The organism is Lysinibacillus telephonicus (assembly GCF_039654155.1).
GTDB lineage: Bacteria > Bacillota > Bacilli > Bacillales_A > Planococcaceae > Ureibacillus > Ureibacillus telephonicus.
In genome coordinates this window covers 1,345,389-1,370,037 of record NZ_CP155468.1, presented here as the reverse complement: position 1 = coordinate 1,370,037, position 24,649 = coordinate 1,345,389, and the positions used below count along the sequence as shown (strand labels likewise).

General features: G+C 35.5%; 24 protein-coding genes. 2 read left to right on the top strand and 22 right to left on the bottom strand.

What is annotated here, in order from left to right:
- Window positions 1-20: 20 nt before the first annotated feature.
- The 21 genes from MKY04_RS06485 to MKY04_RS06385 all read right to left on the bottom strand — a co-directional run bounded on the left by MKY04_RS06485 (window position 21) and on the right by MKY04_RS06385 (window position 20,695).
- Complete coding sequence (locus tag MKY04_RS06485; RefSeq protein WP_126292866.1) at window positions 21-392, bottom strand: small basic family protein; 372 nt, start codon at window positions 390-392, stop codon at window positions 21-23.
- Window positions 393-395: 3 nt separating this feature from the next.
- Window positions 396-1,115 (bottom strand): DUF881 domain-containing protein, encoded by a 720-nt coding sequence (locus MKY04_RS06480; protein ID WP_126292867.1) that lies wholly within the window; start codon window positions 1,113-1,115, stop codon window positions 396-398.
- Window positions 1,116-1,166: 51 nt separating this feature from the next.
- Window positions 1,167-1,883 carry a DUF881 domain-containing protein gene (locus MKY04_RS06475; protein WP_126292868.1) on the bottom strand — a complete coding sequence of 239 codons (717 nt, stop codon included), beginning with the start codon at window positions 1,881-1,883 and terminating at the stop codon, window positions 1,167-1,169.
- Window positions 1,861-2,703, bottom strand: coding sequence for a cell division protein FtsQ/DivIB (locus tag MKY04_RS06470; RefSeq protein ID WP_126292869.1), 843 nt, complete (start codon window positions 2,701-2,703; stop codon window positions 1,861-1,863). Before MKY04_RS06470 ends, MKY04_RS06475 begins: the two co-directional genes overlap by 23 nt.
- Window positions 2,704-2,891: 188 nt before the next feature.
- Window positions 2,892-3,971: a putative lipid II flippase FtsW gene (gene ftsW, locus MKY04_RS06465; protein WP_400194435.1), complete on the bottom strand. Its 1,080-nt coding sequence runs from the start codon at window positions 3,969-3,971 to the stop codon at window positions 2,892-2,894.
- Between the two features lie 242 nt (window positions 3,972-4,213).
- Entirely contained in the window at window positions 4,214-5,563 is a 1,350-nt protein-coding gene (murD, locus tag MKY04_RS06460) for a UDP-N-acetylmuramoyl-L-alanine--D-glutamate ligase (protein ID WP_346235538.1), read from the bottom strand.
- Entirely contained in the window at window positions 5,560-6,534 is a 975-nt protein-coding gene (gene mraY / locus MKY04_RS06455) for a phospho-N-acetylmuramoyl-pentapeptide-transferase (RefSeq protein ID WP_126292872.1), read from the bottom strand. Before mraY ends, murD begins: the two co-directional genes overlap by 4 nt.
- Before the next feature lie 369 nt (window positions 6,535-6,903).
- A complete protein-coding gene (locus MKY04_RS06450) occupies window positions 6,904-8,826 on the bottom strand; it encodes a penicillin-binding transpeptidase domain-containing protein (RefSeq protein ID WP_126292873.1) in 1,923 nt (640 codons plus the stop codon).
- Between the two features lie 65 nt (window positions 8,827-8,891).
- Entirely contained in the window at window positions 8,892-11,066 is a 2,175-nt protein-coding gene (locus MKY04_RS06445; protein WP_126292874.1) for a penicillin-binding protein, read from the bottom strand.
- Window positions 11,067-11,104: 38 nt separating this feature from the next.
- Window positions 11,105-11,476, bottom strand: a complete 372-nt coding sequence (gene ftsL, locus MKY04_RS06440; RefSeq protein ID WP_126292875.1) for a cell division protein FtsL — start codon at window positions 11,474-11,476, stop codon at window positions 11,105-11,107.
- The gene (gene rsmH / locus MKY04_RS06435) at window positions 11,477-12,427 is read right to left on the bottom strand and encodes a 16S rRNA (cytosine(1402)-N(4))-methyltransferase RsmH (protein ID WP_126292876.1); all 951 of its coding nucleotides are present in this window, start codon (window positions 12,425-12,427) and stop codon (window positions 11,477-11,479) included.
- 33 nt (window positions 12,428-12,460) lie between these two features.
- Window positions 12,461-12,892 carry a division/cell wall cluster transcriptional repressor MraZ gene (mraZ, locus tag MKY04_RS06430; protein WP_126292877.1) on the bottom strand — a complete coding sequence of 144 codons (432 nt, stop codon included), beginning with the start codon at window positions 12,890-12,892 and terminating at the stop codon, window positions 12,461-12,463.
- A 262-nt stretch (window positions 12,893-13,154) separates the two neighbouring features.
- Window positions 13,155-14,771, bottom strand: a complete 1,617-nt coding sequence (bshC, locus tag MKY04_RS06425; RefSeq protein WP_346235537.1) for a bacillithiol biosynthesis cysteine-adding enzyme BshC — start codon at window positions 14,769-14,771, stop codon at window positions 13,155-13,157.
- 126 nt (window positions 14,772-14,897) lie between these two features.
- Window positions 14,898-15,287: a DUF3397 family protein gene (locus tag MKY04_RS06420; protein ID WP_126292879.1), complete on the bottom strand. Its 390-nt coding sequence runs from the start codon at window positions 15,285-15,287 to the stop codon at window positions 14,898-14,900.
- A complete protein-coding gene (locus tag MKY04_RS06415; protein ID WP_126292880.1) occupies window positions 15,287-16,186 on the bottom strand; it encodes a ketopantoate reductase family protein in 900 nt (299 codons plus the stop codon). Before MKY04_RS06415 ends, MKY04_RS06420 begins: the two co-directional genes overlap by 1 nt.
- Window positions 16,187-16,263: 77 nt before the next feature.
- Complete coding sequence (locus tag MKY04_RS06410; RefSeq protein WP_346235536.1) at window positions 16,264-17,796, bottom strand: acyl-CoA carboxylase subunit beta; 1,533 nt, start codon at window positions 17,794-17,796, stop codon at window positions 16,264-16,266.
- Window positions 17,797-17,828: 32 nt separating this feature from the next.
- Complete coding sequence (locus tag MKY04_RS06405; RefSeq protein ID WP_126292882.1) at window positions 17,829-18,041, bottom strand: acetyl-CoA carboxylase biotin carboxyl carrier protein subunit; 213 nt, start codon at window positions 18,039-18,041, stop codon at window positions 17,829-17,831.
- An 84-nt stretch (window positions 18,042-18,125) separates the two neighbouring features.
- The gene (locus tag MKY04_RS06400) at window positions 18,126-18,509 is read right to left on the bottom strand and encodes a transcriptional regulator (protein ID WP_126292883.1); all 384 of its coding nucleotides are present in this window, start codon (window positions 18,507-18,509) and stop codon (window positions 18,126-18,128) included.
- Window positions 18,510-18,878: 369 nt separating this feature from the next.
- Window positions 18,879-19,640: an enoyl-CoA hydratase/isomerase family protein gene (locus tag MKY04_RS06395; RefSeq protein WP_346235535.1), complete on the bottom strand. Its 762-nt coding sequence runs from the start codon at window positions 19,638-19,640 to the stop codon at window positions 18,879-18,881.
- 323 nt (window positions 19,641-19,963) lie between these two features.
- Entirely contained in the window at window positions 19,964-20,137 is a 174-nt protein-coding gene (gene rpmF, locus MKY04_RS06390; RefSeq protein ID WP_036202717.1) for a 50S ribosomal protein L32, read from the bottom strand.
- 24 nt (window positions 20,138-20,161) lie between these two features.
- On the bottom strand, window positions 20,162-20,695 hold the full coding sequence (locus tag MKY04_RS06385; RefSeq protein ID WP_346235534.1) for a YceD family protein: 534 nt from the start codon (window positions 20,693-20,695) through the stop codon (window positions 20,162-20,164).
- A gap of 152 nt (window positions 20,696-20,847) precedes the next feature.
- On the opposite strand from MKY04_RS06385, the gene MKY04_RS06380 reads away from it, so the two are divergent.
- Entirely contained in the window at window positions 20,848-22,062 is a 1,215-nt protein-coding gene (locus MKY04_RS06380) for a nucleotidyltransferase (RefSeq protein WP_346235533.1), read from the top strand.
- Between the two features lie 401 nt (window positions 22,063-22,463).
- Here MKY04_RS06380 and MKY04_RS06375 read toward each other — a convergent pair whose 3' ends face one another.
- Window positions 22,464-23,510 carry a SepM family pheromone-processing serine protease gene (locus MKY04_RS06375; RefSeq protein WP_246020153.1) on the bottom strand — a complete coding sequence of 349 codons (1,047 nt, stop codon included), beginning with the start codon at window positions 23,508-23,510 and terminating at the stop codon, window positions 22,464-22,466.
- A gap of 226 nt (window positions 23,511-23,736) precedes the next feature.
- Here MKY04_RS06375 and MKY04_RS06370 point away from each other — a divergent pair, with 226 nt between their 5' ends.
- Window positions 23,737-24,540 carry a hypothetical protein gene (locus MKY04_RS06370; RefSeq protein ID WP_346235532.1) on the top strand — a complete coding sequence of 268 codons (804 nt, stop codon included), beginning with the start codon at window positions 23,737-23,739 and terminating at the stop codon, window positions 24,538-24,540.
- The last annotated feature ends 109 nt before the right edge of the window (window positions 24,541-24,649 follow it).

Below are 24,649 nucleotides of genomic sequence, written 5' to 3'. Positions count from 1 at the left end.
ACTATACAATTTTACAGCTATTATACTGTATTTTCATCCTTTTTTATATGTCTCTCTTCCCATTTTGTTATCAAAATTCGTCGAATGACAGCGATATTCTGGAAAAGTCGAACACCAAAGGCAAAAATTGCAGCCAAATAAAGGTCTACACCTAAATGAACACCTAAAAATGCTAGGGCAGCAGCTAATGCGATATTAAAGAAAAATCCTGAAATAAATACTTTATCGTCATATACTTGTTGTAAATTTGCTCTTATTCCTCCAAAAATTGTATCAAGCGCAGCAAGCACAGCAATTGATAAATAATGTTCATACACTGCTGGAATTTGAATATCGGTTAATAGCCCAAAAGCGAGTCCTAAAAGTAATCCTAATAATGGTAGTAACCACATTCTCTAATCCCCTTTGCTGTTCTCAACTAAGTAAGTATTTGTTAAGTCACCATCATATTCATCTATTGTTAAATTTGATTGTGCTTCATTAATAACTAAATTTAAATTGTCAAGGTAAAACTCATCTCGAAACGATGAAGCGTATAAATAACTATACAATTTTTCAGCGTCTTCATAGCTGTTTGTAATAACTCGTATTTCTAGGTTCGACTTGTCTATTGGAACACCGTTTACTGTTGTTGCACCGTTAATATCACGTATCGCTGATGTGTGAACGATTCGTTGCCCTCCAATCTCAACAAATAAACCGTTATAGTGATATATTTCATTTACTAATCGAATTAATAAATCAGGTGAAATAGGTTCTATTCTATAGCCAAACTCGATTAATTCAGATGCTGGAACGATGTTTAAAATTACACCAGGTCCAGAAACTGAGGTAATACCTGTTTGCTGCGCTAAGCTATCCACTGTATTTTTTAATAATTGAGCTTGACTTTCAGCATCGTTTTGTTCGTATTCCTCAACAATTTTGTTTAAGGCTGATATTTCTGATAATAATTCTGAATGCCGCTTTTTTTCTTCAGATAACTCTTGGCGTATTTCCCAAATGTCTCTAGTATCTCTTGCCGTCGGTTGCTGCATTGTATTATATTGGACTGCTATCATTAAGCCTACAATAGTTGATACAATGGTTATTTTTGCAACTATTTTTTTATTCATCGAAACACTCCTAAACGATACTATAATTTATAAGCAAGTCCCGCGAATAATTTATGATTCATCATTTACTGAAGGCATTTGAATAAGGTCACTTTCTTCAATTGTAACAACAATTCGATCATTTAATAATTGGTCAAAAATTCCTCCAACAATTTTCATTGATGCAACTAGAGATTGTGAGTCACCTACAGCTTCAATTACAAAAGGGGCTGGATATTGCTTGCCGTCAATTGTAATAACGGGGCCATTACACCTGATATATGAATTCGATTTTAACCTTTGTCCATTAATTGAAATTGCTTCTGCACCAGAAATTTTCAATTCATTTATTACGGATAAAACATGGCTTTCATGAACTATATATTCATTTGGATTTGTAGAATTGGGGTCATATTCGCCATCTTTTAAAGTGACTCGTACTCCCTCTCCTTGGGCTGGAATCTCACCAACAATTAACCTGAGTTTTTCCGCCTCATCAAGCAAATGCTCGTACTCATCTTTGTTTTCTGCGAAAGACTTTTCAAATTCTCGTATTCGCACTTGCAAGTTATTAAGTTCTTCAGTTAATTCCTTATTCCTCTCTTGTTGTTCAATTAAATCTTCCCGATATGATTCTTCTTGATTTAGATATGAATTGTTTACCTTTTCTTCATCTTTTGTAAGGTTATATGAATACCCGATAATAAACCCTGTAACAATACAAACAATTAAAATAATGAAATGCTTCCTTGTGATTTTATTATTCTTATTCTGAAATGATTTCTTCATCAGCAATCACTTCCTGTTCTTCTTCTGTATCAGGATCTATTTCATCACTAGTTAAATCTACTTGTGTATATTCATCACTATAAGATCTGTAATATGACCCTACTTCAATATCAATAATCCCTTTTTCATATCCTCCAGCACTTTCAATTTGAGCAACAATTGATGGATAAAACTTAAGCTTGTCCGCGAGGGACGTAATCTCTGCCCGCACCTCATAGCCATCATTCATAAAAAGCGTTATAGAATACGGATCTGAGCTTGATGGTGTAGCATTAATTTGTGAAATTAGTGCTAGTACAGTAGGGTCTAACTTTGCAAGCTCTTTTAATAATTTTTTCCTTAATTCCTCATCCTCAAATTCTAAAAATAATGGAGCATCAATGGGCTCCAATGTACTACCCTGTGTGAAAATTTCACCGTTTTCCAGCATTGGATAAAATTCATTGTCGACTGAAATATAAGCAACTTTCTGCCATTCTTTAATTTCAATTTCAACAGTTGTTAACCACTTTCTTTTCACTTGAACATCTTTTACCCAATGTTGTTGTTTAATTTTTTTCTCAATTTCATCTGCATGAAATCCCCACATTGAATTGCCAATTTGCAAGGTGGATTGCTGCAAATAAACTTCTTCATCCACAAGCTTAGAGCCTTGAATGTCAATTTTCTTTATATCGCTATAAGGTGATTGAAAATAAAGGAGTAAAAATAATGTTAGAAAAAACAACAATAATAATGTGATAAATTTAAAATTTGTTCTTCTTCTTCTTTTTTCTCTTAAAGTTGGTATACGCTCTTCAATGTCAATTACTTTATCCATAATTTTTACTCCTCCTTTCACGATAAAAACTGAAGAGACTCGGTCCGGCTCGCGTCGACGAAATGAGCCACCAATGTGATCCTCTTTGGCCGGAGACTTCCGTAAAGTGTGCTTACACTCGTAAAAAGGAAGTCGAAGCGACGCTAGAACTAATTCACTGTAGCTAGACACTGTTAAAAATCCGATAGTTAATCGGTTCGATTTGAAAAACTAACGACAATCGCTACTATAAACCAGATAATTAAAAGCGATGTTCCACCATAGCTAATAAAAGGCAGTGTTACACCTGTTACCGGAATAAGCCCAATAACTACACCTATATTTAAAGCTGCTTGGAATCCAACCATTGCGACTAATGCCGATATTGCATAAAAATCCGAGCTTTTCGTAGTCTGCAGTGCCAGTCCACAACCTGAGTAAATGAAAAGCGCAAAAAGAACTAACACTACACATCCGCCTAAAAATCCAATTTCCTCTAAAATAATCGAAAAAATAAAATCATTTTGAGGCTCTGGTAAATATAAAAACTTTTGACGACTTTCTTGGAAGCCATGTCCCAATAATCCCGCAGGCCCAATTGCCAATAGGGATTGAACCGCTTGGAAACCACTTCCTAACGGGTCTGCCCATGGGTTAATAAAAGCTTCAATTCTTTTTAACCGATAAGGTGCCGATGCGATTAATGCGACTAATCCGATGATGCCAAGAGCAATAAAACCGACATACAGTTTTATCGGATATTTAGCAATAAACAGCAGTATGAATGCAGATACTACTAAAATAAATACAGAGCCAAAGTCAGGTTGCAGCATAATCAAAGCGCAGGGAATAATAATGATAACAAAATGTTGCAGCCGTATAACTCGTTCCCCATTTTTCACCTTGCTTAACATATAGCTAAGATACATTAGGGTGGTAATTTTCACTAACTCAGCAGGCTGAATCGTTAATGGACCGATGCCAATCCAACTTTGAGAACCGTTTCGGACAATCCCAATTCCTGGTATCAAAACCAAAACTAGTAGTAAAAGCGAAAATACATATAGAATAATCCATGTTTTTTGTAATGTGAAAATCGGCATGTTTGCAACAACTGTAAATACAACTATGGCAAGAATTAAGTAAATAAGCTGTTTCACATAAAATGGCATTTGTCCTTCGTAGTGAATTGAACTCCAATATGTACCAGCAGAATAAATAAAAATAATACCTATAGTCGACAACAGTAAAGCAGAAATAATAAATAGCCTCTTATAAGTAAACTTCAGTTAAGGCATCCTTTCCTCTTAAGAACTTAAGAAAATCATAAGCGCCCCCAACCCTACTGCTCTTTTCATACCGAATTGCAAGTCGAAACAACATGACTTCGCATCCATAGGACCCTGCTAATAGCATTAAAAGAGCTTTTGCCCTTGTCAGGGAAGCAGCAGCTGAAAAGGGATAAGCGCTTATGGTAGGCACTTTTCAATATAATGTTTTGCAATAAACAAACCTGATTAAAGTACTAGATTTAAAGGTTCATTACTTCCTGGATGAATAAATCTCCACGCACCTCAAAGCTCTTATATTGATCCCAACTTGCACAAGCCGGCGACAACAAAATAATGTCTCCTATTTCTGATAACGGTATGGATAAACTCACAGCATCTTCAACATTCTTTGCAAGAATTGTTTTTTCAATACCACACGATTTGGCAAATTCAATAAACCTTTCGCCAGTGCCTCCAAATGCTACAACGGCTTTAACATTTTTCATCGACTCTCGTAATTCTTCAAAGGAATGACCTCGGTCAAGTCCCCCTGCAAGTAAAACAATCGGCTGATTGAAAGCTTCTAGCGCGACTTTTGTTGCTAAGCAATTTGTTGCTTTAGAATCGTTATAAAATTTCCGACCATTCCATTCACGTACAAACTGAGTGCGATGTCGAACTCCTGTAAACGTTTTTAATACTTCTTCCAAGGGAGATTTATCACAACCATAGATTATACATGCAGCAAGAGCTGCTAATATATTTTCTAAATTATGTTTCCCTGGTAATGCAATATTTACTCTACTTAGATAAGGTTCACCCTGCCAGTAAATTGTTGTGTTATCAGCACTTATGCCATGTTCAGTACGTCCACTTGCATTAAATGGCACCTTTTTAGCCTTTGAGCGGCTCGCATATTTTTTTACAATCTCTTGTTCTGCGTTAAATATTAGCCAATCAGTTTCATCCTGATTTTTGGTAATGCCAAACTTCGCCTCTGCATATTGTTCAAACGTCCCATGGTAGTCTAAATGTGCATCATATAAATTTGTTAGGATGGCAATTTTAGGTTTAAACTCAATTGTTCCCATTAATTGAAAAGAAGATAGCTCAGTCACGATTACATTTTCAGCAGTCGCCTCAGCAGCAACACCGCATGCAACAGTACCTATATTTCCTGCAATTAAAGGATGTCGGTTGGCGTTTTTTAGCATGTCATAAATTAATGTCGTTGTTGTTGTTTTACCATTCGTACCAGTTATCCCTATAATCGGCGCCTCACTAACTAAATAAGCCAGCTCAACCTCTGTTATAACAGGTATCTCCCGCTTTAAAGCATCTTCGATAATCGGATTAGTGTAAGGAATTCCAGGATTTTTCACAATTAGTTCAAAACCTTCATCTAATAAATCCTCTGGATGTCTCCCACATATAACAGTTATTCCTTTTTGAAGCAGCTGTTGCGCTTGAGGGTTCTCGTCAAAGGGCTTTGAATCATTAACAGTTACGAAAGCCCCCAACTGATGAAGGAGCTCAGCGGCCGCTACACCACTTTTCGCCAAACCAAGAACCAGCACTTTTTTATGTTGTAGTTTTGAATATTGAATCATAACATTGCCTCCGTAACTACTGCAATCAATGCAACAATTAATGCAGTTGACCAAAATACCCCAACCACTTTGCGCTCAGACCAACCTGATAGCTCGAAATGATGATGTATTGGACTCATTTTAAATATACGCTTACCGCGCAATTTAAAACTTCCTACTTGTAAAATTACTGATAACGTTTCTATTACAAAAACTAAGCCTATTAATAATAGCAACAGTTCTTCCTTCACTATAACTGAGACAAGTGCTAAAGCCCCCCCCAATGCTAATGAACCTGTATCACCCATAAACACTTTTGCCGGATTTGCATTAAAAATTAAAAATCCTAGTAAAGCTCCTGTTACAGCGAATGTAAATAACGCAACATCTGCTTGTTCATTAAAAAGGGCAATGACACCATAAGCGGTGAAAGCAATAGATGCTGTTCCAGCAACTAAGCCATCTAATCCATCTGTTAAATTAACTGCATTCGAAAAGCCTACTAACCAAAAAATTAAAAATGCAACATATAAAATACCTAAATCAATCGATAGTTGTGTAAATGGGATGGTAATTGATGTATCAAATGTTCCTAAACGTAACAATAAGAATGCTGCAATTGAAATAATAATTTGAGCTATTAATTTTTGCAATGACGTTAATCCTAAATTACGTTTAAAAATTACTTTAATACCGTCATCTAACAAGCCTATTAATCCAAAACCAGCCAGTACTAATAACATTACAACTGATTGAGTCGTAAATAAGTCGAAACCATTTCCAACAATTACCGTTGTAGCAATTATCGATATTAAAAATATAACGCCACCCATTGTAGGGGTACCAGCCTTTTTCATATGAGACTGTGGGCCTTCTTCTCGAATGCTCTGTCCAAATTTTAAACGCCGTAGAATTGGGATTAATATTGGAGCTAGAACCACAGAAACGATAAATGAAATTGCTAGAATGGTTATTGTTGTTGTGATTGTCATGTTAAATCTCCTCTTTTGTCTAGCTTCGCACGTTACGTTCTAAGCAGCTTTACTTACGTCCTTGGTCATGCACTTATGATGAAATTTCCAACATATAAAGTTAAATGCACTAGTATTCATAGTGCAGCAGGACAAAGCGTTTTCGCTGACCAATGCTTAGAGCTCAGGTAATGTGAATGCTGTCGACGATGCCACCAAACTGCCTTTGCGACGAAAGTGTAGCAGCAGGAGCAGAATGTGGCGTTTTCCGTCGACCAGCACTTGCCGGAGCTAAGCATACGCACTCCGCTTTTCTTATATACTTGTTCTTTCAAAATGATTCATCATTTATAATAGTTGTTTTTAAATCATTTTTAAAGCTAATTAAAATTAATCTTTGTCTAAATAAAGATGAATAGTGCCATCTTGTTGAATGATATTATCTGGTTCTGGCAATTGAGCTGTTACTACATCCCCTTCACCATGCCACTCAATTTTATATGGGTATTGTAACTTCATAACCTCAGCTTTTTCATAGCCAATCAAATTTGGGACCCGATCTGTTATTGGATCTCCCCAACGATATTGCTTTTCTAACTGACCTTCACGATTTACTTCTATCCCTACTTTTGGTGCGATGTCTTCAATTATTTGACCGACAATTGGTGCTGCTATCGTACTGCCAAATACTACTGAACTTTTCGGATGATCAATTGCAACATATACAACAACTTCTGGATCATTAGCAGGAGCAAATCCAATGAAAGATACAATATAGTCCCCTTGCTTATAACGACCATTCTCTACCTTTTGAGCTGTACCCGTTTTACCACCGATCCTTAATCCATCGCGATATGCTTGACGGCCTGACCCATTTGCTACAACAGATTCAAGAGCATGACGTACTTCTTTAGATGTTTCTTCACTAATTACAGTACGCTTTAGTTGCGGTTTATTCTCAGCAATTGTTTTACCTGTTTCTGAATCATACACTTTCGATACAACATACGGGGTGAACAACTTTCCTCCATTTACTGCTGCTGCAACTGCTTGGACTTGTTGAATAGGTGTTACAGATATTCCTTGGCCAAATGATGTAGTGGCATGCTCCACAGGTCCAAATGCCTCTTCTGAAAACAATATACCTGAAGCTTCACCAGCAATATTTGAGCCCGTTGTTTCGCCAAAGCCGAAATCTTTTATATATTGCAGCAGCTTTGTTGAACCAACGCGTTGACCAAGTTCAATAAATCCAGGGTTGCATGAATTTTCTACAACTTGTAAAAATGTCTCACTACCATGGCCAGAACGTTTCCAACAACGAAGTCTCGCTCCCTCTACTAGCGTATATCCTTGGTCGTAAAATCGATCATTCTCTAAATCCACAACGCCCTCTTCCAGAGCAGCGCTTAAAGTAATAATTTTAAAGGTTGACCCAGGCTCATATGTCATCCAAACGGGCAAATTCCGATTGTAAATTGATGAATCTACCTCTTCAAAATTCGATGGATCATATGTAGGATACGAGGAAAGTGCTAATATTTCACCAGTATTTACATTCATAGCAATAGCCAATGCCTGATCAGCATCATATTTTTCCATTGCTTGTGATAATTCTCTTTCAACAACTTGCTGAACTTCTAAATCAATTGTTAGTTCAACAGTTGCACCTTGGTCACCCTCACGCCATTCATCATCAACATGGGGAAGAGAGTTGCCTTTTGCATCTGTAAAGAGTCGAATTGCTGCGGCCCTAGACGTAAGAAACTCGTTATATTGATATTCAATTCCAGCCAATCCTTGGGTATCATATCCGGTAAAGCCTATAAATCGAGACAATAAATCACCATATGGATAATGTCTTACATAATCTACACCACTGTACAAGCCATCAATTTTAAGACCTTGAATTTGTACAGCTTGTTCATACGTAATATTTTTTGCTTCTGGTGCAAGTTTTACTAGATAAGCTGTCGAATTCATTTTTTCAAACAACTTTTGTTCATCAATCTTTAGAACGGATGCAATTTGTTTTGCAGCTTGTTCGATATTATCATTTTGAGCAGGCATAAAGTAAAGTGTTGGAGCAAGCTTATTTGTAACAAGCACTTCACCATTACGGTCGAGTATTTCTCCGCGTTCAGATGCAAAGGGGATTTCTCGATCCCAGTTTATTTTAGCAAGCTCCGTTAACTTATCATGCTGTATAACTTGGACATAAAATAATCGAATGACAACTGCAATGCCAAAAAGAATAAACCCATAGACGATTAGTTTCAAGCGTTTTTTTGAAATGGTTGATATCCACTTCATTTTCTATTCACACCTCGTTTTTAACAAAGTATGTATAGAAGTTGACTTCTATTCGAACGCTTTTCCTAATCTTGTGGCAAACTCTCACTTTCTTCATCTGGTTCTTCATTTACTTGAGTATATTTTTCTTCAGGTGTTTTCAATTTCACAACAATTGGTGAGGAATCGGTGATTGTCGTATTTGCTGAAACACTTTGACTTTCAACATACCCTTCTCCAACTATTTCAATAGATAAACCTGTCATCATTCTATAGACTAAAATATTTCGAAGAGACCAATTTTCAAATGATGGAATGGTAATTGCTCCTTCGGTTTTAAGAAATACTATACTTCCTTTTGTAATCGGTATACCAGCTTGCGGATATTGATCCGTTATTTGTCCACCTTCACCAATCACGATTGGGGTTAAGCCCTCGTTTGCAAGCTCTACTTGAACACTTTCCACCGTTTTACCGATGTAATCATCTATTTTTGCGGTTTTTACCTCCGCTACATCTTCTGGTTTAATGTTTAAGTACTTTAAACTGTTTTGAACTACAGATGTGAACACTTTAGCTACTGGTTCGGAACCAACTTCAGTTGCAGACAATTTAGGTTGCTTCACTGCAACGTAAACAATAAGTTGTGGGTCATCTATTGGAGCTAGTCCTAAAAATGAATAAAGATAATTATTTTTCCCTGTTAAATAACCTCCACCTGGTCGAGCTATTTGTGCAGTACCGGTTTTTCCACCGACTTCATAGCCATCAATTGCAAACCTTTGAGCAGTTCCTGCTTCAGAAGTAACAGTTGAAGCCAAAATTTGACGAACTTGACTAGCAGTCTCTGCAGATATAGGTTTACCTTTCACAACAGGTTCACTTTCTTTTATTATTTCACCAGTATTGGTATCTACTACTTTATCTATTACATAGGGCTGCATCATTTTACCATCATTTGCAATGGCAGTCATAGCCTGTACAAGTTGGATTGGTGTTACTGTAGAGCCCTGCCCAAACGATGTCGTTACCCGGTTTATAGGATACGTAGTTAAAAGTGTACCTGTTACTTCACCTGGTAAATCGATGCCTGTTTTTTCTCCAAAACCAAACTTCTTTAAATATTCAATAAATGTTTCGTCACCAATTTGCTCTAGCAAATTTGCCATAGCTGTATTTGCAGATCGTTGGAATCCTTCTAAATAAGTAATACTACCCCACCCAACAATATTGTGGTCACGAATTGTTCTATCTAATACTGTATAGCTTCCTGATTTGAAATAAGCATTTGGGTTCCACTTTCCAGTTTCAATTGCTGTCGCCAATGTAAATGTTTTCATTGTAGAACCTGGCTCCATTACTTTTTCAGTCACTTCATTCAGCCAATTATCACTTAATCCTTCTCGTGAATCGGGATCAAATGTTGGACGCTGCGTCATAGCTAAAATTTCACCTGTTTTAGGATCTGCAACAACTGCTACCATTGATTCTGGGTTATATTCTTTATAAACTTCTGTCATTGATTCTTCCAAGAAGTTTTGAATTGTTTTATCGATTGTTAAATAAATATCACTGCCATTTTCAGCAGGCTTTACCATTTTTTTGCTATTTGGAAGTAAATAGCCGAAAATATCACTTTCATATTGAATAGACCCATTTTTCCCAGTTAATTCTTTATTATAAATGTACTCTAAACCCATTTTCCCAACTGTATTAAATGTACCATCATCTTGCTTTTCTTTCAGTGCAAAACCGATTAAATGAGACGCAAATGGTCCATTTGGATAATATCGTTTCGAGTCACTTGCAAAAGTAATTCCTGGTAATTTTTCTTCTTTAATCGCATTCATTGTTTCATGACTTATACTACGGCCAGCAACCCCAAATTCAACTTGGTAAGGCTGTCTGCCGTCACTTAATTTTTTTGTTAAGTTCTTATATATTTCCGACTCTTCCATTGGAATATACTGGGCTAAAATTTTTGCCGTTTTTTCAGGATCAGTAACATGTTTAGGATGTTTTTTATCTGTAGTCGCTTTTGGACTAACAACTGCAATAAGACGATAGCTTAATGTATCTTCTGCAATGATATTCCCGTTTCTATCTTTAATTTTCCCTCGTTCGGCCGTTAACACTGCTTCTTTTTCATAAAGTGCAGCTGCTTTTGCTTCCAATTGCTGTCCAGCTACTTCTCCTGTCGCCTGAATATAAAAAATCCGGATAAATAATGCAAAAAAGAGCCCTCCATATAGTAATAACATTAGAAAGGCTCCCCATTGGAATCGAAATGTCTTTTTTTTCATTCTCCCGGCACTACCTTTACATTTTTCTCATTAAGAGTTAAACCGAGTGCTTTTGCTTTTTCCCAAATTCTCTCATACGTTGATAACTCGCTTACTTGTACCTTTAAGTCAGCATTTTTTTCTTCAGTTTTAGCAATTTCAGATTCGATTTGTTGAATTTCCATCGTCGTTTGCTGAATCGAACTTTGCTTATGTAATATCGAAACAGCAAACACAGCAACTAAGACTATAAAAGCGATATAGATTAGTTTTTCTTTTGCAGTGATAAGTTTTTTCTTTTTATGACTATTTTGCTTTTTAGAGGGGTGTTGCTGTTCCGGAACTACAGGCTGCTGAATATATGAATTTTGCCTAACACGAACTGCCATTTACCCACGTCCTTTGTCATTTATTTTTTCAGCTATTCGAAGCTTTGCTGATCGTGAACGATTATTTGCTTCTAGTTCTTCCTCGCTTGGAAGAATCGGTTTTCTCGTAATTAGTTTTAATGTCGGTTTATACTCGTCTGGAATTACTGGTAATCCAGGAGGTAAATCTGGTAATGAAGAAGCCTCTTTAAAAATTGTTTTTGTTAATCGATCTTCTAATGAGTGGAATGTGATAACACTTATCCTTCCGCCGACCTTCAATAAGTCAATTGCATCAACTAATGAATCCTCAGCTGCTCCAAGTTCATCATTTACCGCAATACGAATTGCTTGAAAGACTCTTTTTGCAGGATGTCCGCCTTTTCTTCGAGCGGGTGCTGGAATCCCCTCTTTAATTAACTCTACAAGCTCTCCAGTTGTTTCAATCGGAGCGTGTTTTCTTGCTTCCTCAATTTTGCGAGCTATTTGCTTAGAAAACTTTTCTTCCCCATATCGGAAGAAAATACGAACCAAATCTTCATAAGACCATTCATTGACTACATGAAATGCAGAGATTTCTGCTGTTTGATCCATTCGCATATCTAAAGGTGCATCATGATGATAACTAAATCCGCGCTCAGGTGTATCTAATTGGGGTGAAGAAACTCCTAAGTCATATAAGATACCATCAATTTTTTCAATATTTAGTTTTTGAAGCTCTTCTTTTATATAACGGAAATTAGAATGAACAAATGTTACACGATCTAAGTAGTTCTCTAAACGGACTTTTGCATTTTCTATTGCCGTTATATCTTGATCGAAACAAATTAATCTCCCTTTGGTTGACAGTTGTTGTACTAAATATTCGCTATGACCTGCGCCGCCTAACGTACAATCAACATATATTCCATCAGGATTGATGCTCAATCCATCAACTGTTTCTTTTAATAGTACGGTTGTATGATCGAACATTTAACCATTACTCCTTCTCTGCGCGCGACTTTTCTAGAAGTCAAAGCCAATTAAATTTTCTGCAATTTCATTAAAAGAATCCTCTGCTTCGCTGAAATAAGATTCCCAAGAATCTTTAGCCCAAATTTCAATCTTGCTTGATACTCCTAAAACTACACACTCTTTTTCAAGCTTTGCGTAAGTGGCAAGTGTTGATGGGATATTAATTCTTCCTTGTTTATCTATTTCAACTTCAGTTGCCCCTGAAAAGAAGAACCTTGCAAAAGCACGAGCATCTTTTTTTGTCATGGGCAATTCCTTTAATTTTTCTTCGAGTTTTCGCCATTCATCCATAGGATATCCAAATAGACAGTTATCAAGTCCGCGCGTAATAACAAAAGTAGCACCTAATTCTTCACGAAACTTTGAAGGTATAATTAGACGCCCTTTTGTATCAACGGAATGTTGATATTCTCCCATGAACATGCTACTCACCCCACTTTAGTAAATAATGTACCACATTCCCCCACTTTCCTCCACATTTTTAAAGAGATTGTTATTAACTTTTAATAAATTGTGCATATAGTACTTTTTGCGATATTTTCAACTAATATAATAGACACAAAAAAGAGGTCGTCTCATATGCCTTTGAGACGACCTTCTTTTATGCAGAATATCAATTTAAGGACTATTAACCTAAATTAATCAACATTTATATTACATAGTAATATCTTTATTTTCGAAAACACTACAATTTTACTATGTAATGTTTATTCGAAATTGTCATTGGTAATTTACATAAATCATTTATTAAATCTATTCCATATACATTTAAATATTGGAACGGGTTATAAACTCTTTCTTGAAGATTTTCATTAGGGTAAATTTCAGCGTTGAGCAAATTGAATTGACCAATAGTTTTGTCATGTTTTGCTAAAACTTCTTGTTCTATTTTTTTATTTAAATATTCTAATTGCATTTCATGATATTTTTTATTTTTGTTTATAATCGGCAGCAGCTTAATTTGTTGTTCTGTCAAGTGAACAGCTAACTTTTCATATTGCTCGTTTAATAATCCTTTCAATTCAGCAATTTGTTTTTTCGCTTCAACATCTTGCACACTGTTGATAAATTTTTCTTTTAAAGACTGTGCACTTCCATCCATTACTTGTGCAATTGTTAACTCGTAATCTAAAAGCAGCTGATTAACTTTTCTTGTAAGCAGAGTGATGTTTAGTCGGGGCGCTAATATTGGCATCTGCAAATCAAGCAGCTCGAATGCATCTTTTAACGTCGCCCAATACGCTAGTTCTCCAGGCCCACCAACAAAAGCTAATACCGGTATGGCCATTTCCTGCATTAAAGGCCTAGTAACCACATTATTACTTAGATTTTCTGGGCTTGTTTTTGCAATATCTAATAATTGCTCTTTTGTAAATTTAAATAGTCCGTTTGAATTTTGATAGCCATTTGCTGTTCTTTCCAATAAAAAGCGTTCACCGTCTTGAACATAGAAAAGGTTTGCATTTTCAATAGTAGCAGAAATCGGTTTTCCATACCCTTCTTTATCAAGTAATTGCTCCTTCTCTACTACAACTTTAGAAATGCCCTCATTTTGTTCAATTATTTTTACAAAAAACGATGATTCAAATTTTCGGAAAGGAGTAAATGCAGCATCAATCATTAATAAACCTTCATTTTTAAATAAATGGTTCATGATACGAGCAAATAAATCAGTAAATGTATCGCTTTGTTCTATTTGATGCAATACAAATTTAAAGAGATCTTGTGTGTATTCAGTTTCCCCATAATCATTAAAAATGGATTCTATTAAATTGATTAATTCATCTTTTTGAATTTTAGTTGCAGAAGCCATTGTTTTTTTAGAAGATCGTTTATCATATACTTGTTTCTTCGGAATTCCATTATGAATAGTAAAAGTATGATTGATTTCTTCTAAATCGTGATCTTCTCCAGCGATCCAAAAAATAGGCACTACCTTTTCTCCAAGCTTTTCACTTTGTTCTTTTGATAATAAAATAACAGTAATCGCTTTATGAACAGAATATAATGGACCAGTTAAAATTCCTGCTTGCTGACCACCTACTACAGCAACTGCACCTTTTTCAAGATGTTTCAAATTCTCTTCTACTTTTTCGGAAATGCCCAAAGGCTCCATATAGGAACGAATGATATTACTTAACTCTTCATTGTTCGTATATCGACTTTTCAAATAATCAAGTCGAGTGGTAAAAGAATAATCATTAAATTCGTATTGATAAAAAGGTTGTAGCTTCTCACTACCTGACCAATAATCAAAAAGTAATTGATTGCTAACTGGTAATTCTACCTGTTCCAGCTTCATAAAAAATCTCCTCTACTCTATGAACAGTTTTCAAAAGTTGTTCGTTTTCTCTCTTTTGTGTTTTATTTCATTTCACTTACTATATTGTAAACGTTCCTACTTTTACTTCAAAAGAAAATGCTTCATTTAATTGACAATGTATTCAATTATACTTTGAATTAAACCGATAATCCATATCGCCATGTAAGCGATGGTTAATATGATAAAGTATAATCTCCAAGTTTTTTTTAACAGCGGTAATATTTCAATTTCTTTTTTAGTGCGCCAATCTATGTATGTAAAAATAATCGCAATAACAATTTCAATCACAAATACAATTATATTGTACTTCATTCCCCATAAGCTTGAGATTGAAAGTGGTACAGAGAAGAGCAAAATGAATGTCGTTGCATCCGCTGCATAACCAAAACTTTTCGCAACACTTTTTTTCCGTTTATGAAAAATAGCATATGTAATAAAAAATAGAATAATGGGAAAACAAATAATTGCACTGATTATATATTGGATGACAAGCATCACATTTTCTCACCGCTCTCTATTGCCAACAGCAAATGATATAGTGTGGTTAATGTCGGTAAAGGTTTTTCTCTTTTAGCAGCTCTTTGTATAACCTCTCCTATAATCGTTTCAGCTTCAGTTGGACGCATTTGTAATCTGTCGGACAGCATGGATGAAGTATTTGCAGCAGTTTTTATACATAAATTTTTAACATCTTCAAATTGAAAATCTTCTCTCTTTTCAGGGAATGCTTCCATTAACTCGTCATATAAATTTAATAGAAGCTGATATGTATATTGATTTTCAATTAGTTGTCCATTTTTCATCTGAACGATAGCGGTAATTGGATTAATAAAACAATTTAGTAATGCTTTTTCAAAAAGCATTTGCTCTGCGTCCTCTTCCATAACTAATTGAATCTTACCATCTAAAGTGCTAGCTAATTTTTTAAATAATTCTTTTTGCCCCTTTTCTACAGCTAATTTCAATACACCTTGCCCTCGATGAACAACAATATGATCACTTTCTTTTTCAGCGCCAAATTGGCAAGCACCAAATGCGATTGTTTTTTGCGGCAAGCGTAATGCTTCCTGAAAATGTGCTAAGCCATTCTGCAAAAATAACAAGGGAGATTCAATATTTAATGTTTTAAGCGTTTTATACAATGGCTTTAGCTGCCCATATTTAACTGCAACAATAACTAATGAATCTTCTTTTATAGATGAAAAGTCAGTTTCTACCTGGATTTTTGCTGTATAGAATGAACCATCAAGATTTTTTCTTATTAAACCAAATTTTTGAATTTCTAAGGCTTGTTCCTTTCTACGAACAATAAGTGTAACATTTATATTTTGTTCAGCTAAGAAACTTGCAATAAGCATTCCTACTGATCCTGCACCTATTATAGTAATCCTCATACAATTTCCACCTTCTTTGATTGTAAGAAAAGTAAAGGTCTACCGATTATGGCAGACCTTGTTTTATTTATATTTTATTATACTGGATACACGGGGTGTTTTCGATAAGGTAATGAAATTTGTTTACTTGAATAATGCAGTAAGCGTTGCGCAAGGGTCGTTCGTAGATTACTTGGCGAAACAATTTCATCAATTACCAACTGTGATGCAAGCTTATAAATATCGATTTCTTCTTTATACTGATCAATTTTATCCTTAATGAAATTCATACGTTCTTTATTATCGTTTATTTCAGCCAGCTTATTCGAATAGACAGCATTTATTGCAGCTTCCGGCCCCATAACGGCAATTTGTGCTGTTGGAAGAGCTATACAAACATCCGGTTCAAAAGCGGGTCCACACATTGCGTACAATCCTGCCCCATATGCTTTACGAATAATAACAGAAATCTTTGGAACGGTTGCACTGCTCATGGCAGAGATAAATTTAGCCCCATGTCGAATAATACCTGCTTTTTCAACCATTGTTCCAATCATGAATCCTGGTACATCAGCTAGAAATAACAATGGTATCGAATAAGCATCACACAATTGAATAAATTTGGCCGCTTTATCGGATGAATCAACGAATAACACTCCACCTTTTACTTTTGGCTGATTTGCAACTATTCCAACAACTTGCCCATTAATTCTGGCTAATCCTGTAATAAGTTCTGGTGCAAATAATTTTTTTATTTCAAAAAAGCTTTCTTCATCTATTAGTTGATGGATTAATTCATACATGTCAAATGGAACATTTTGATTTTCTGGTATGATTTCTTCTAATGAACGACCAGGTATTGGCATCTTAGGCGTTTCTTTATTAGGCAACTTTTGAAAATTTGCGCCAAAGTAGCCTAAATATTTTTTTGCATATTCAATAGCCTGTTGCTCATTTTGAGCTAGAACATCTCCACAGCCACTTATTGTACAATGCATTTTTGCGCCGCCCATTTCTTCTAAAGAAACTTTTTCACCTATTACTTTCTCAGCCATGCGAGGCGACCCTAAATACATCGATGCATTTCCTTCAACCATAATAACGATATCACAAAAGGCTGGAATATATGCACCTCCTGCTGCAGAAGGGCCAAATAAAATACATATTTGCGGAATCATTCCACTTAACTTCACTTGGTTATGAAATATTCGACCAGCACCCCGTCTACCTGGAAACATTTCTAGTTGATCTGTAATACGTGCTCCTGCAGAATCGACTAAGTACAATAGTGGTACTTGCAATTTTTCCGCGGTTTCTTGAATGCGAATAATTTTTTCAACCGTCCTAGCACCCCATGTACCTGCTTTGACAGTCGAATCATTAGCCATGACGCAGACCGTTTGATTATTTATTTTTCCTATTGCAGTCACTACCCCGTCTGCCGGTAAATCCTTTTCTACACAGTTGGCAAATCGGCCATCTTCTTCGTATTCTCCATTATCGAACAAAATCAACAATCTATCTCGGACAAATAATTTATTTGCTTCCCTTAATTTTTCGTGGTATTTCTTTTGACCGCCTGCGGTAATTTTCTCGATTTTTTCTGCTAGTTTTTCGTTATATGTTTTCAATACCTAACACTCCCCTTTGTGCGGCTCTTCCATTATGCAATTGTGATTAGTACATCCTCTTCGTTGACAAAATCTCCTTCAGCTACGTTAATTTTAATAACAGTTCCATCAGCCTCTGCTTCAAATGGAATCTCCATTTTCATAGATTCAATGATAATGACCGTTTGACCAGCAGTTACTTGTTGTCCTTCCTTTACTAGTAACTCATATACAATTCCGGCCATTTGCGCCTTCAATTCCACCATAAATGACTCCCCTTTCCTCAAATGGAAGATGTTCTTTAAGTGAATCTCTTTAGTTCATTTATGTTTAATGATGAAATGATCTTATTATTTTTGATGTTCAATAAAATTTGCGCCTTGTTGGAGCCATTTAATTATTTTTTCGTGTTCTGTCTGCAATTCTCTATATTTTATTTCTAGCTCGTTATATGCTTCAGTTAATTCATCAAAACTATTAAGCGCTAGCTTTAAATGACTGCGCATTAATTGCTTTGGACGTTTTCGCACACTGTTTAGCATTTGGCCATATTGACCGCGCAATGTTTTATTCCAACGGAAACCACACGCTTGCTTTGTACGATTTAAAACTGCTGCCGCTTCAGAAAAAGCCTCTAGTTGCGTTTTACCATTTTGAACAGCTTGAATAACAATTTCTGCTAATTTCTCATCATCATCGGCTGTCCATTGATCTTTACGTCTTTTTCCATCCATTTCTATCACCTCACATTTTTTACTACTATATGCTGACAAATAGAATAAATAGAATAGCATTCGATAGAAAAAATAGGTTGCGACATATTAAAATTCTTTCTACTTCCATATGGTTTATAACAAAAGAAAAAAACGCCTCAAAAGAGACGTTTCAATTATTAATAAGGGAAATAATGGGACACCTTCAATATTTTTTAAGCATATGTTAAGAAGTTTTTTATAATAGCCAAAAAATACGTTGTTCTCACCTTTTATGCTGCTCTCAAAGTGTAAGAATCAATTTTTCGGTTTTCTCGTTGATTTTAGATTGCATATGATGGCTGTGATTAGCACAAGCGATATATCATATCTTTTTTAAAACCATAGTCTCTATTTTGATTTATTTAAAAATCGGTATACTGCTTCATTATGCGCATCACTTTCCCATAGTTTTGCACATAGACGGATCTCTTCCATTACACGTTCATACATATTTCTTTCCTTCCATTTTCGCAACTCTATTTCTTTATACGCTTGATGTACAGAAGGGTGAATTTTCCTCATTTCTAAAATAAATTCATCTAGTGCTTGTTCTTTTGATCCTTCAAAAATACGCATTGCCCAACCAATTTCATATAAAAGATTTGCATCATAGCTTTTCGCATCAACTAGCATTTTTAGCGCTCTATCATGCCTCAATCCTCTTTCAAATAGATACGTTCCTCCACCCCAGCCCGTAGTAATAGAAAGGGTGCCTTGTATAAAACCACATTTTGCATGACTAGCGACTAATCTAAAGTCGCAAGCTGTCGCAATCTCGCAGCCACCCCCAACTGCAGCTCCGTTAATTAACGCAATTGTTGGTACACGTAATGTTGCCAAGTCATACATAATATTACCCATTTTACTTAACATGCCAAAAGCCTGTTCCTCAGTTTTCAAACTATGAAATTCAGATAAATCGCCACCTGAACAAAAGGCTTTTTCTCCAGACCCGGTAATTACTAAAAAACTTATCGATTTATTTTCTTTTATATATGAAATAACTTCTCTTAATCCGTTCATGACTTCATCATTCACAGCATTTCGTTTTTCTTCCCGATTAATCGTAAATATACAAACCCCATTGTCATTTTCAATTTTATAAGCCAAACTTTACATCCCCTTTAAATGCTCATTATTTCAACATAACGTAAGACTTTGATTTAAATAGTAAATGACTAAATCTATTTTTACAAGTTGCGTTTATAAAGAATTAGAAAATTGTTTCTATTATTTTGCTCAAAATTAAAAAGGCTATTAGAGAGCCATGGCCTCTCTAATAGCCTAAAAGAGCTTGCAGTGTGAATTTCGGAATACGCACTGCTGATATTTTGCGCTGCACGTTCATATTATAAGATTAGTAAACCTCTTACTTATGTAAAATACATTTTATTAGGTTTTTTAACACTTATACCTTACGTGCTTTCGCTTTATTATTTGCTTACTACTTCTTTACCTTTGTAGTGTCCACAAGCTTTACATACGTGGTGAGCTAAAGTTGCTTCTCCACAGTTTGGGCAAGCTACCATACCAGGTACAGATAATTTGAAATGCGTACGACGCTTTCTTTTAGCAGTTTTAGAAGTTCTTCTAAATGGTACAGCCATTATTGGCACCTCCTTACAGATTATCTATTCATCTGTTTGATCAAAATACTTAGCTAAATCAGCCAGTCTTGGATCCACTTTTGGTTCGTCATTTTCCTTTTGACGTCGGACATCTTCTTCTGTTGAATAGCTCCAACCTTTACCACCGTGTACCTGCCCTTCAGTATTTTCTTTAAATACTTGCATTGGCACTTCAAGAAGTACAAGCTCCTCTAAAACCGGTTTTAAGTCGATTACTTCACCATCAATATAATGGATATCTTCATCGTCATTACCACGGTGTTCTTGATCAACCCAGCTGAATATTTCAACTGCATCGACTTTTATTGGATATTCAACATCTTCCCAAGTCCTAGATTCAGGAAGTGTTAATGTCGCCGTCATCGTAAACTGACATGTCATTTGCGATGCACCGAAAGTACAGTGTCCTTTTACATGAACGGGTGAAATATGACGAATATCTTTATTTCGTTTCATTACATCATCCAATTGTACTTCTGCATCAATCGGCATCCCATTTTGGCGATACTTTGATAATTGATGAATTGACCATTTCATTCATTAATCACCTCGAGACAACAATGTTGATTATATAATGTGTATTTTTAGATGTCAAGATATTTTCTTGTCACTCAAGCATTTGAGGACTATAATTTTTAGTAAATGCAAGCTCTTTTAATAAAAAAATTTTCTACCTAGGAGTGTAACAAATGAAAGCAGTCGGCGTTGTCGTTGAATATAATCCTTTTCATAATGGCCACCTATATCATATGGAACAATCAAAAATACAAACAAATGCTGATGTGTCGATTGCCGTTATGAGTGGGCACTTTCTACAACGGGGCGAACCTGCTTTAGTTGATAAATGGCATCGTACAAAAATGGCACTTTTAAATGGAATCGATATTGTTATAGAGCTTCCTTACGTGTTTAGTACAGGCAATGCCACTCACTTTTCACAAGGTGCAATACAGCTTTTAGATGCTATCAATTGTGATACATTTGCTTTTGGAAGTGAACAAGGTACTATACAGCCATTTTTAAGCACCTATTCATTGCTGGAAAAAAATAAAGAAGAGTATAATACGTTAATCAAACAATTCGTTACAACTGGTGTTAGTTATCCCCAAAGTTTGTATATGGCATACGAAAAACTTAAACAAAAAGAACCTGGAGAATATATTGATTTATCTCAGCCAAATAACATTTTAGGATACCATTACATTGAAGCAGCCAACCGCTTAAAACTTTCTATAAAGCCGGTTACAATTCAAAGAATTCAAGCTGGTTATCATGACTCTATCGATTCTGATTCTACAATTGCAAGTGCCACTGGTATTCGAAAAGCAATATTTGAACAGCAAGCTATAGAAGAAATAGCTGCTTATGTACCACCGGCAACTCTATTGCAGTTAGAAGATTGGAAAGCAAAATATAACACATTTATAAGCTGGGAATTGCTCTGGCCTCTGCTGCGCTTTGCAATTTTGCGCAATACGCCGGAGCAATTAACCCATTTTGCAGATGTGACAGAGGGAATTGAATTTGCTATCAGAAAGGCAGCAAAAAAAAGTGATACTTTTGCTGAATTCATGGTGAACCTAAAATCAAAACGCTATACATGGACTAGGCTTCAACGAATGGTAACACATATCTATACGGGTATTACGAGGGAGCAATTGCATCAATTTTCAGAACCAACTTATATACGTTTACTAGGAATGACTTCAAAAGGTCAAGCGTATATATCCGAAAATAAAAAGCATTTCAAGCTACCTTTAATAAGTCGAGTAGCATCCACTAAGGATCCAATGCTAGAGTTAGATATCCGTGCATCCGATATGTACGCGCAATGCATCAATCTTGCTTCAAACCAAAAAATAAACGGAGACTACAACACCCCGCCTATAAGGATACAGGTATAAGAGGAACAATTGAAATTGTTAATTTCCTAATACGTTCCAGTAGGCTGAACGAATTTTAGAACACGCAGCCTACAACTGTAAGCTGCGTACTATTTTAGTATCATAAGAAGCACGCTCTAATTTGTTAGCGGGCCTTACACAAAGCAGGTGACAAAAACGCCACATCGCATGTCTTGTCACCATGACCAACGTCCTGTTGGCCCCAAAGACAAGTCGTAAAGACACAACGTGGCTCTGCGATTTGTGTGCTTAGCCCGCTCACTCAATCCAAAATTTTTAAAAAAATTTTTATTTGTAATTCAATTAAAAATTATCCTTAAGTCTATAACTATAAAAAATACAATCCAGATTGGTACTGGATTGTATTTTCTGCGTTCGAATTCAATTATCCGTGAAATTAACTATGAGACGTCTTCCTTTGGTTCTAATTGCTCCAAATACTCAAGCGCATCATCAATTGTCTTAACAGGAACAATTTCCATATTAGTTCCTATTTTTTTCGCCGTTTCAACAGCAGCCTCATAGTTGGATTTTACATTTGGATTTACTTTTAACATTGCATCTGTTATGTCATCGTCTGGAGCAAAGAAAATTTCTATATGATCTTCATTGGCAGCAACAACCTTCTTCTCAATCCCGCCAATTCGACCAACTGTTCCATCTTCATTCATTTCTCCGGTTCCTGCGATATTGTAGCCCTTTGTTAAATCCTTATCAAGAATTTGATCCAAAATTTCTAATGTAAACATTAAGCCTGCTGAGGGACCGCCAATATCTTCTGCCTTTACTTTTACTCTTGGATCTGTTTTAATCGATTTATTTTCAGAATACGAGATGCCTATGCCGACTCGATGATTTTCATCGCCGGGAATTTTCTTTAAACTAATTGTACGATCAAGCAATTCATCATTTCGATTAATAACTAGCTTTACTTCATCATGTTCTTTTTTCGAATTTAAAATATTGGATAAATCTTCTGCCTTTTCTATTAACTGTCCATCTATCTCAACAATATTATCGCCAGGCAGTAGTTGACCATCCGCTGCTCCCTTTGAAAGAACATTCAAAACCGTAACACCATTGTATTCAATCGTATATGGTAAACCAGCTTTTTTAAATGCGACGTAAAGCGCATTGAATTGTGAGTCTGACATAAGCTTTAATTGTCGAATACTATATTCTGTTTCGTCTTCCTCTTCTTGACGAACATCCTTTAGCTCCATAATTTCTTCAAACTCTCTAAAATGTGCAATGACATATGTAAGAGGAGTTGCAGTACCCATGGCAACAGTCATTAGATTGAGGGTACCTTTATCATCTTGATCCCCGTCTTCAACCGTTACAAATTGGCTAACATCATAGGCGCTCCCAGGTTTCATAATATAGTAATCAAGCTTATAAAAGGCTAAGAAAAAAACGATGCCTAGTGGGATGATAAAAGAAAGCATCTTCTTCAATATGTATAGCACCTCCTGAAGTTACCCTTTCATAGACTATTTATTTTTTAGTTTGCATATATTATTTTAGCATTTGATTATACAGAAAACAAAACAATGAAAAGAGTTGATGCATATTCCACTACTATATTTATTCGTTTGTCTAACATTAATTTGTTTACTATTATTATTTCCTGGTATTGCTCACGAAGGGACAGATTTAGGTGTAGAGTTGTTTATGGAAGCATTATTTCCATATTTACTGCCATATCTGATACTTACACAATGGTTCATCCGGTTGACACCGAACAAAAGTAATTCCTTATCAAAATTCAAATTATACTTTAAAACATATGGAATCAGTGCTCTTGGTGGTTTTCCAACAGGCGCTGCAACGATTGCCTATTTAAAAAAAAGCAATCAAATTTCTCTCCGTGAAGCAAACATCCTTTTAAGTATTTGTCATAGTCCAAGCCCTTTATTCGTATTAGGATTCGTTGGAAATGATTTACTAAATGACAATCGTTTTAGTTGGCAATTCTTAATTTTATATCATGTAGTTTCCATTATCATCTTAACAGGTGTTTATTATTATTATCGTCAAGGAAGTATAGACACTGTTCATATTACCGAGCCTCAAAAAACGAAACAACAAAATCCTTTTACAAGCAGTATTAAAGATAGCATCCCTACTGTTTTAGTTGTAGGATCGACAATCATTTTTTTCACAACAATCTATACAGTCGTTATGCATTCAGTAAAAAGCTTTCTTCCAGACATACATAATAATGGTATGCTGCTCATCGCAGCGATGTTGGAAATGACAAATGGTTTAAAAATTGGACAACAGTTGTTTGAAAGTCAATCAACTATTCTTTTATTGCTTTTAGCAACTTTTTTAACAAGCCAAAGTTTAAGTATTCATATGCAAGTTGCCGTTATTGCTAAAAGTGAGAACATTTCTTTAAAACCATATATGCTTATGCGAATTTTATATACTATTTTTATCCCAATACTGTTCTATTTGATTTTTTTATATTGAAGGCAACACCTGCTTAGCCCAGACAAGTGGGGGACTTCAAAAAATTGTGATATTAGTACTTTGCAGCAAGAAGTTGAAGTTCCGTGATGCTTTTGCTTGTTTTAATTTA

What these genes read in the sequence shown, in the direction of transcription:
- mraY (WP_126292872.1), bottom strand. Translation starts at nt 6,534, where the DNA reads ATGACAATCACAACAACAATAACCATTCTAGCAATTTCATTTATCGTT.
- ftsL (WP_126292875.1), bottom strand. Translation starts at nt 11,476, where the DNA reads ATGGCAGTTCGTGTTAGGCAAAATTCATATATTCAGCAGCCTGTAGTT.
- MKY04_RS06420 (WP_126292879.1), bottom strand. Translation starts at nt 15,287, where the DNA reads ATGCTTGTCATCCAATATATAATCAGTGCAATTATTTGTTTTCCCATT.
- murD (WP_346235538.1), bottom strand. Translation starts at nt 5,563, where the DNA reads ATGATTCAATATTCAAAACTACAACATAAAAAAGTGCTGGTTCTTGGT.
- mraZ (WP_126292877.1), bottom strand. Translation starts at nt 12,892, where the DNA reads ATGTTCATGGGAGAATATCAACATTCCGTTGATACAAAAGGGCGTCTA.
- MKY04_RS06400 (WP_126292883.1), bottom strand. Translation starts at nt 18,509, where the DNA reads ATGGATGGAAAAAGACGTAAAGATCAATGGACAGCCGATGATGATGAG.
- MKY04_RS06450 (WP_126292873.1), bottom strand. Translation starts at nt 8,826, where the DNA reads ATGAAGTGGATATCAACCATTTCAAAAAAACGCTTGAAACTAATCGTC.
- MKY04_RS06405 (WP_126292882.1), bottom strand. Translation starts at nt 18,041, where the DNA reads ATGGTGGAATTGAAGGCGCAAATGGCCGGAATTGTATATGAGTTACTA.
- MKY04_RS06485 (WP_126292866.1), bottom strand. Translation starts at nt 392, where the DNA reads ATGTGGTTACTACCATTATTAGGATTACTTTTAGGACTCGCTTTTGGG.
- MKY04_RS06480 (WP_126292867.1), bottom strand. Translation starts at nt 1,115, where the DNA reads ATGAATAAAAAAATAGTTGCAAAAATAACCATTGTATCAACTATTGTA.
- MKY04_RS06415 (WP_126292880.1), bottom strand. Translation starts at nt 16,186, where the DNA reads ATGAGGATTACTATAATAGGTGCAGGATCAGTAGGAATGCTTATTGCA.
- MKY04_RS06370 (WP_346235532.1), top strand. Translation starts at nt 23,737, where the DNA reads ATGGAAGCATTATTTCCATATTTACTGCCATATCTGATACTTACACAA.
- MKY04_RS06380 (WP_346235533.1), top strand. Translation starts at nt 20,848, where the DNA reads ATGAAAGCAGTCGGCGTTGTCGTTGAATATAATCCTTTTCATAATGGC.
- rpmF (WP_036202717.1), bottom strand. Translation starts at nt 20,137, where the DNA reads ATGGCTGTACCATTTAGAAGAACTTCTAAAACTGCTAAAAGAAAGCGT.
- bshC (WP_346235537.1), bottom strand. Translation starts at nt 14,771, where the DNA reads ATGAAGCTGGAACAGGTAGAATTACCAGTTAGCAATCAATTACTTTTT.
- MKY04_RS06470 (WP_126292869.1), bottom strand. Translation starts at nt 2,703, where the DNA reads ATGGATAAAGTAATTGACATTGAAGAGCGTATACCAACTTTAAGAGAA.
- MKY04_RS06475 (WP_126292868.1), bottom strand. Translation starts at nt 1,883, where the DNA reads ATGAAGAAATCATTTCAGAATAAGAATAATAAAATCACAAGGAAGCAT.
- MKY04_RS06385 (WP_346235534.1), bottom strand. Translation starts at nt 20,695, where the DNA reads ATGAAATGGTCAATTCATCAATTATCAAAGTATCGCCAAAATGGGATG.
- rsmH (WP_126292876.1), bottom strand. Translation starts at nt 12,427, where the DNA reads ATGTTCGATCATACAACCGTACTATTAAAAGAAACAGTTGATGGATTG.
- MKY04_RS06375 (WP_246020153.1), bottom strand. Translation starts at nt 23,510, where the DNA reads ATGCTTTCTTTTATCATCCCACTAGGCATCGTTTTTTTCTTAGCCTTT.
- MKY04_RS06445 (WP_126292874.1), bottom strand. Translation starts at nt 11,066, where the DNA reads ATGTTATTACTATATGGAGGGCTCTTTTTTGCATTATTTATCCGGATT.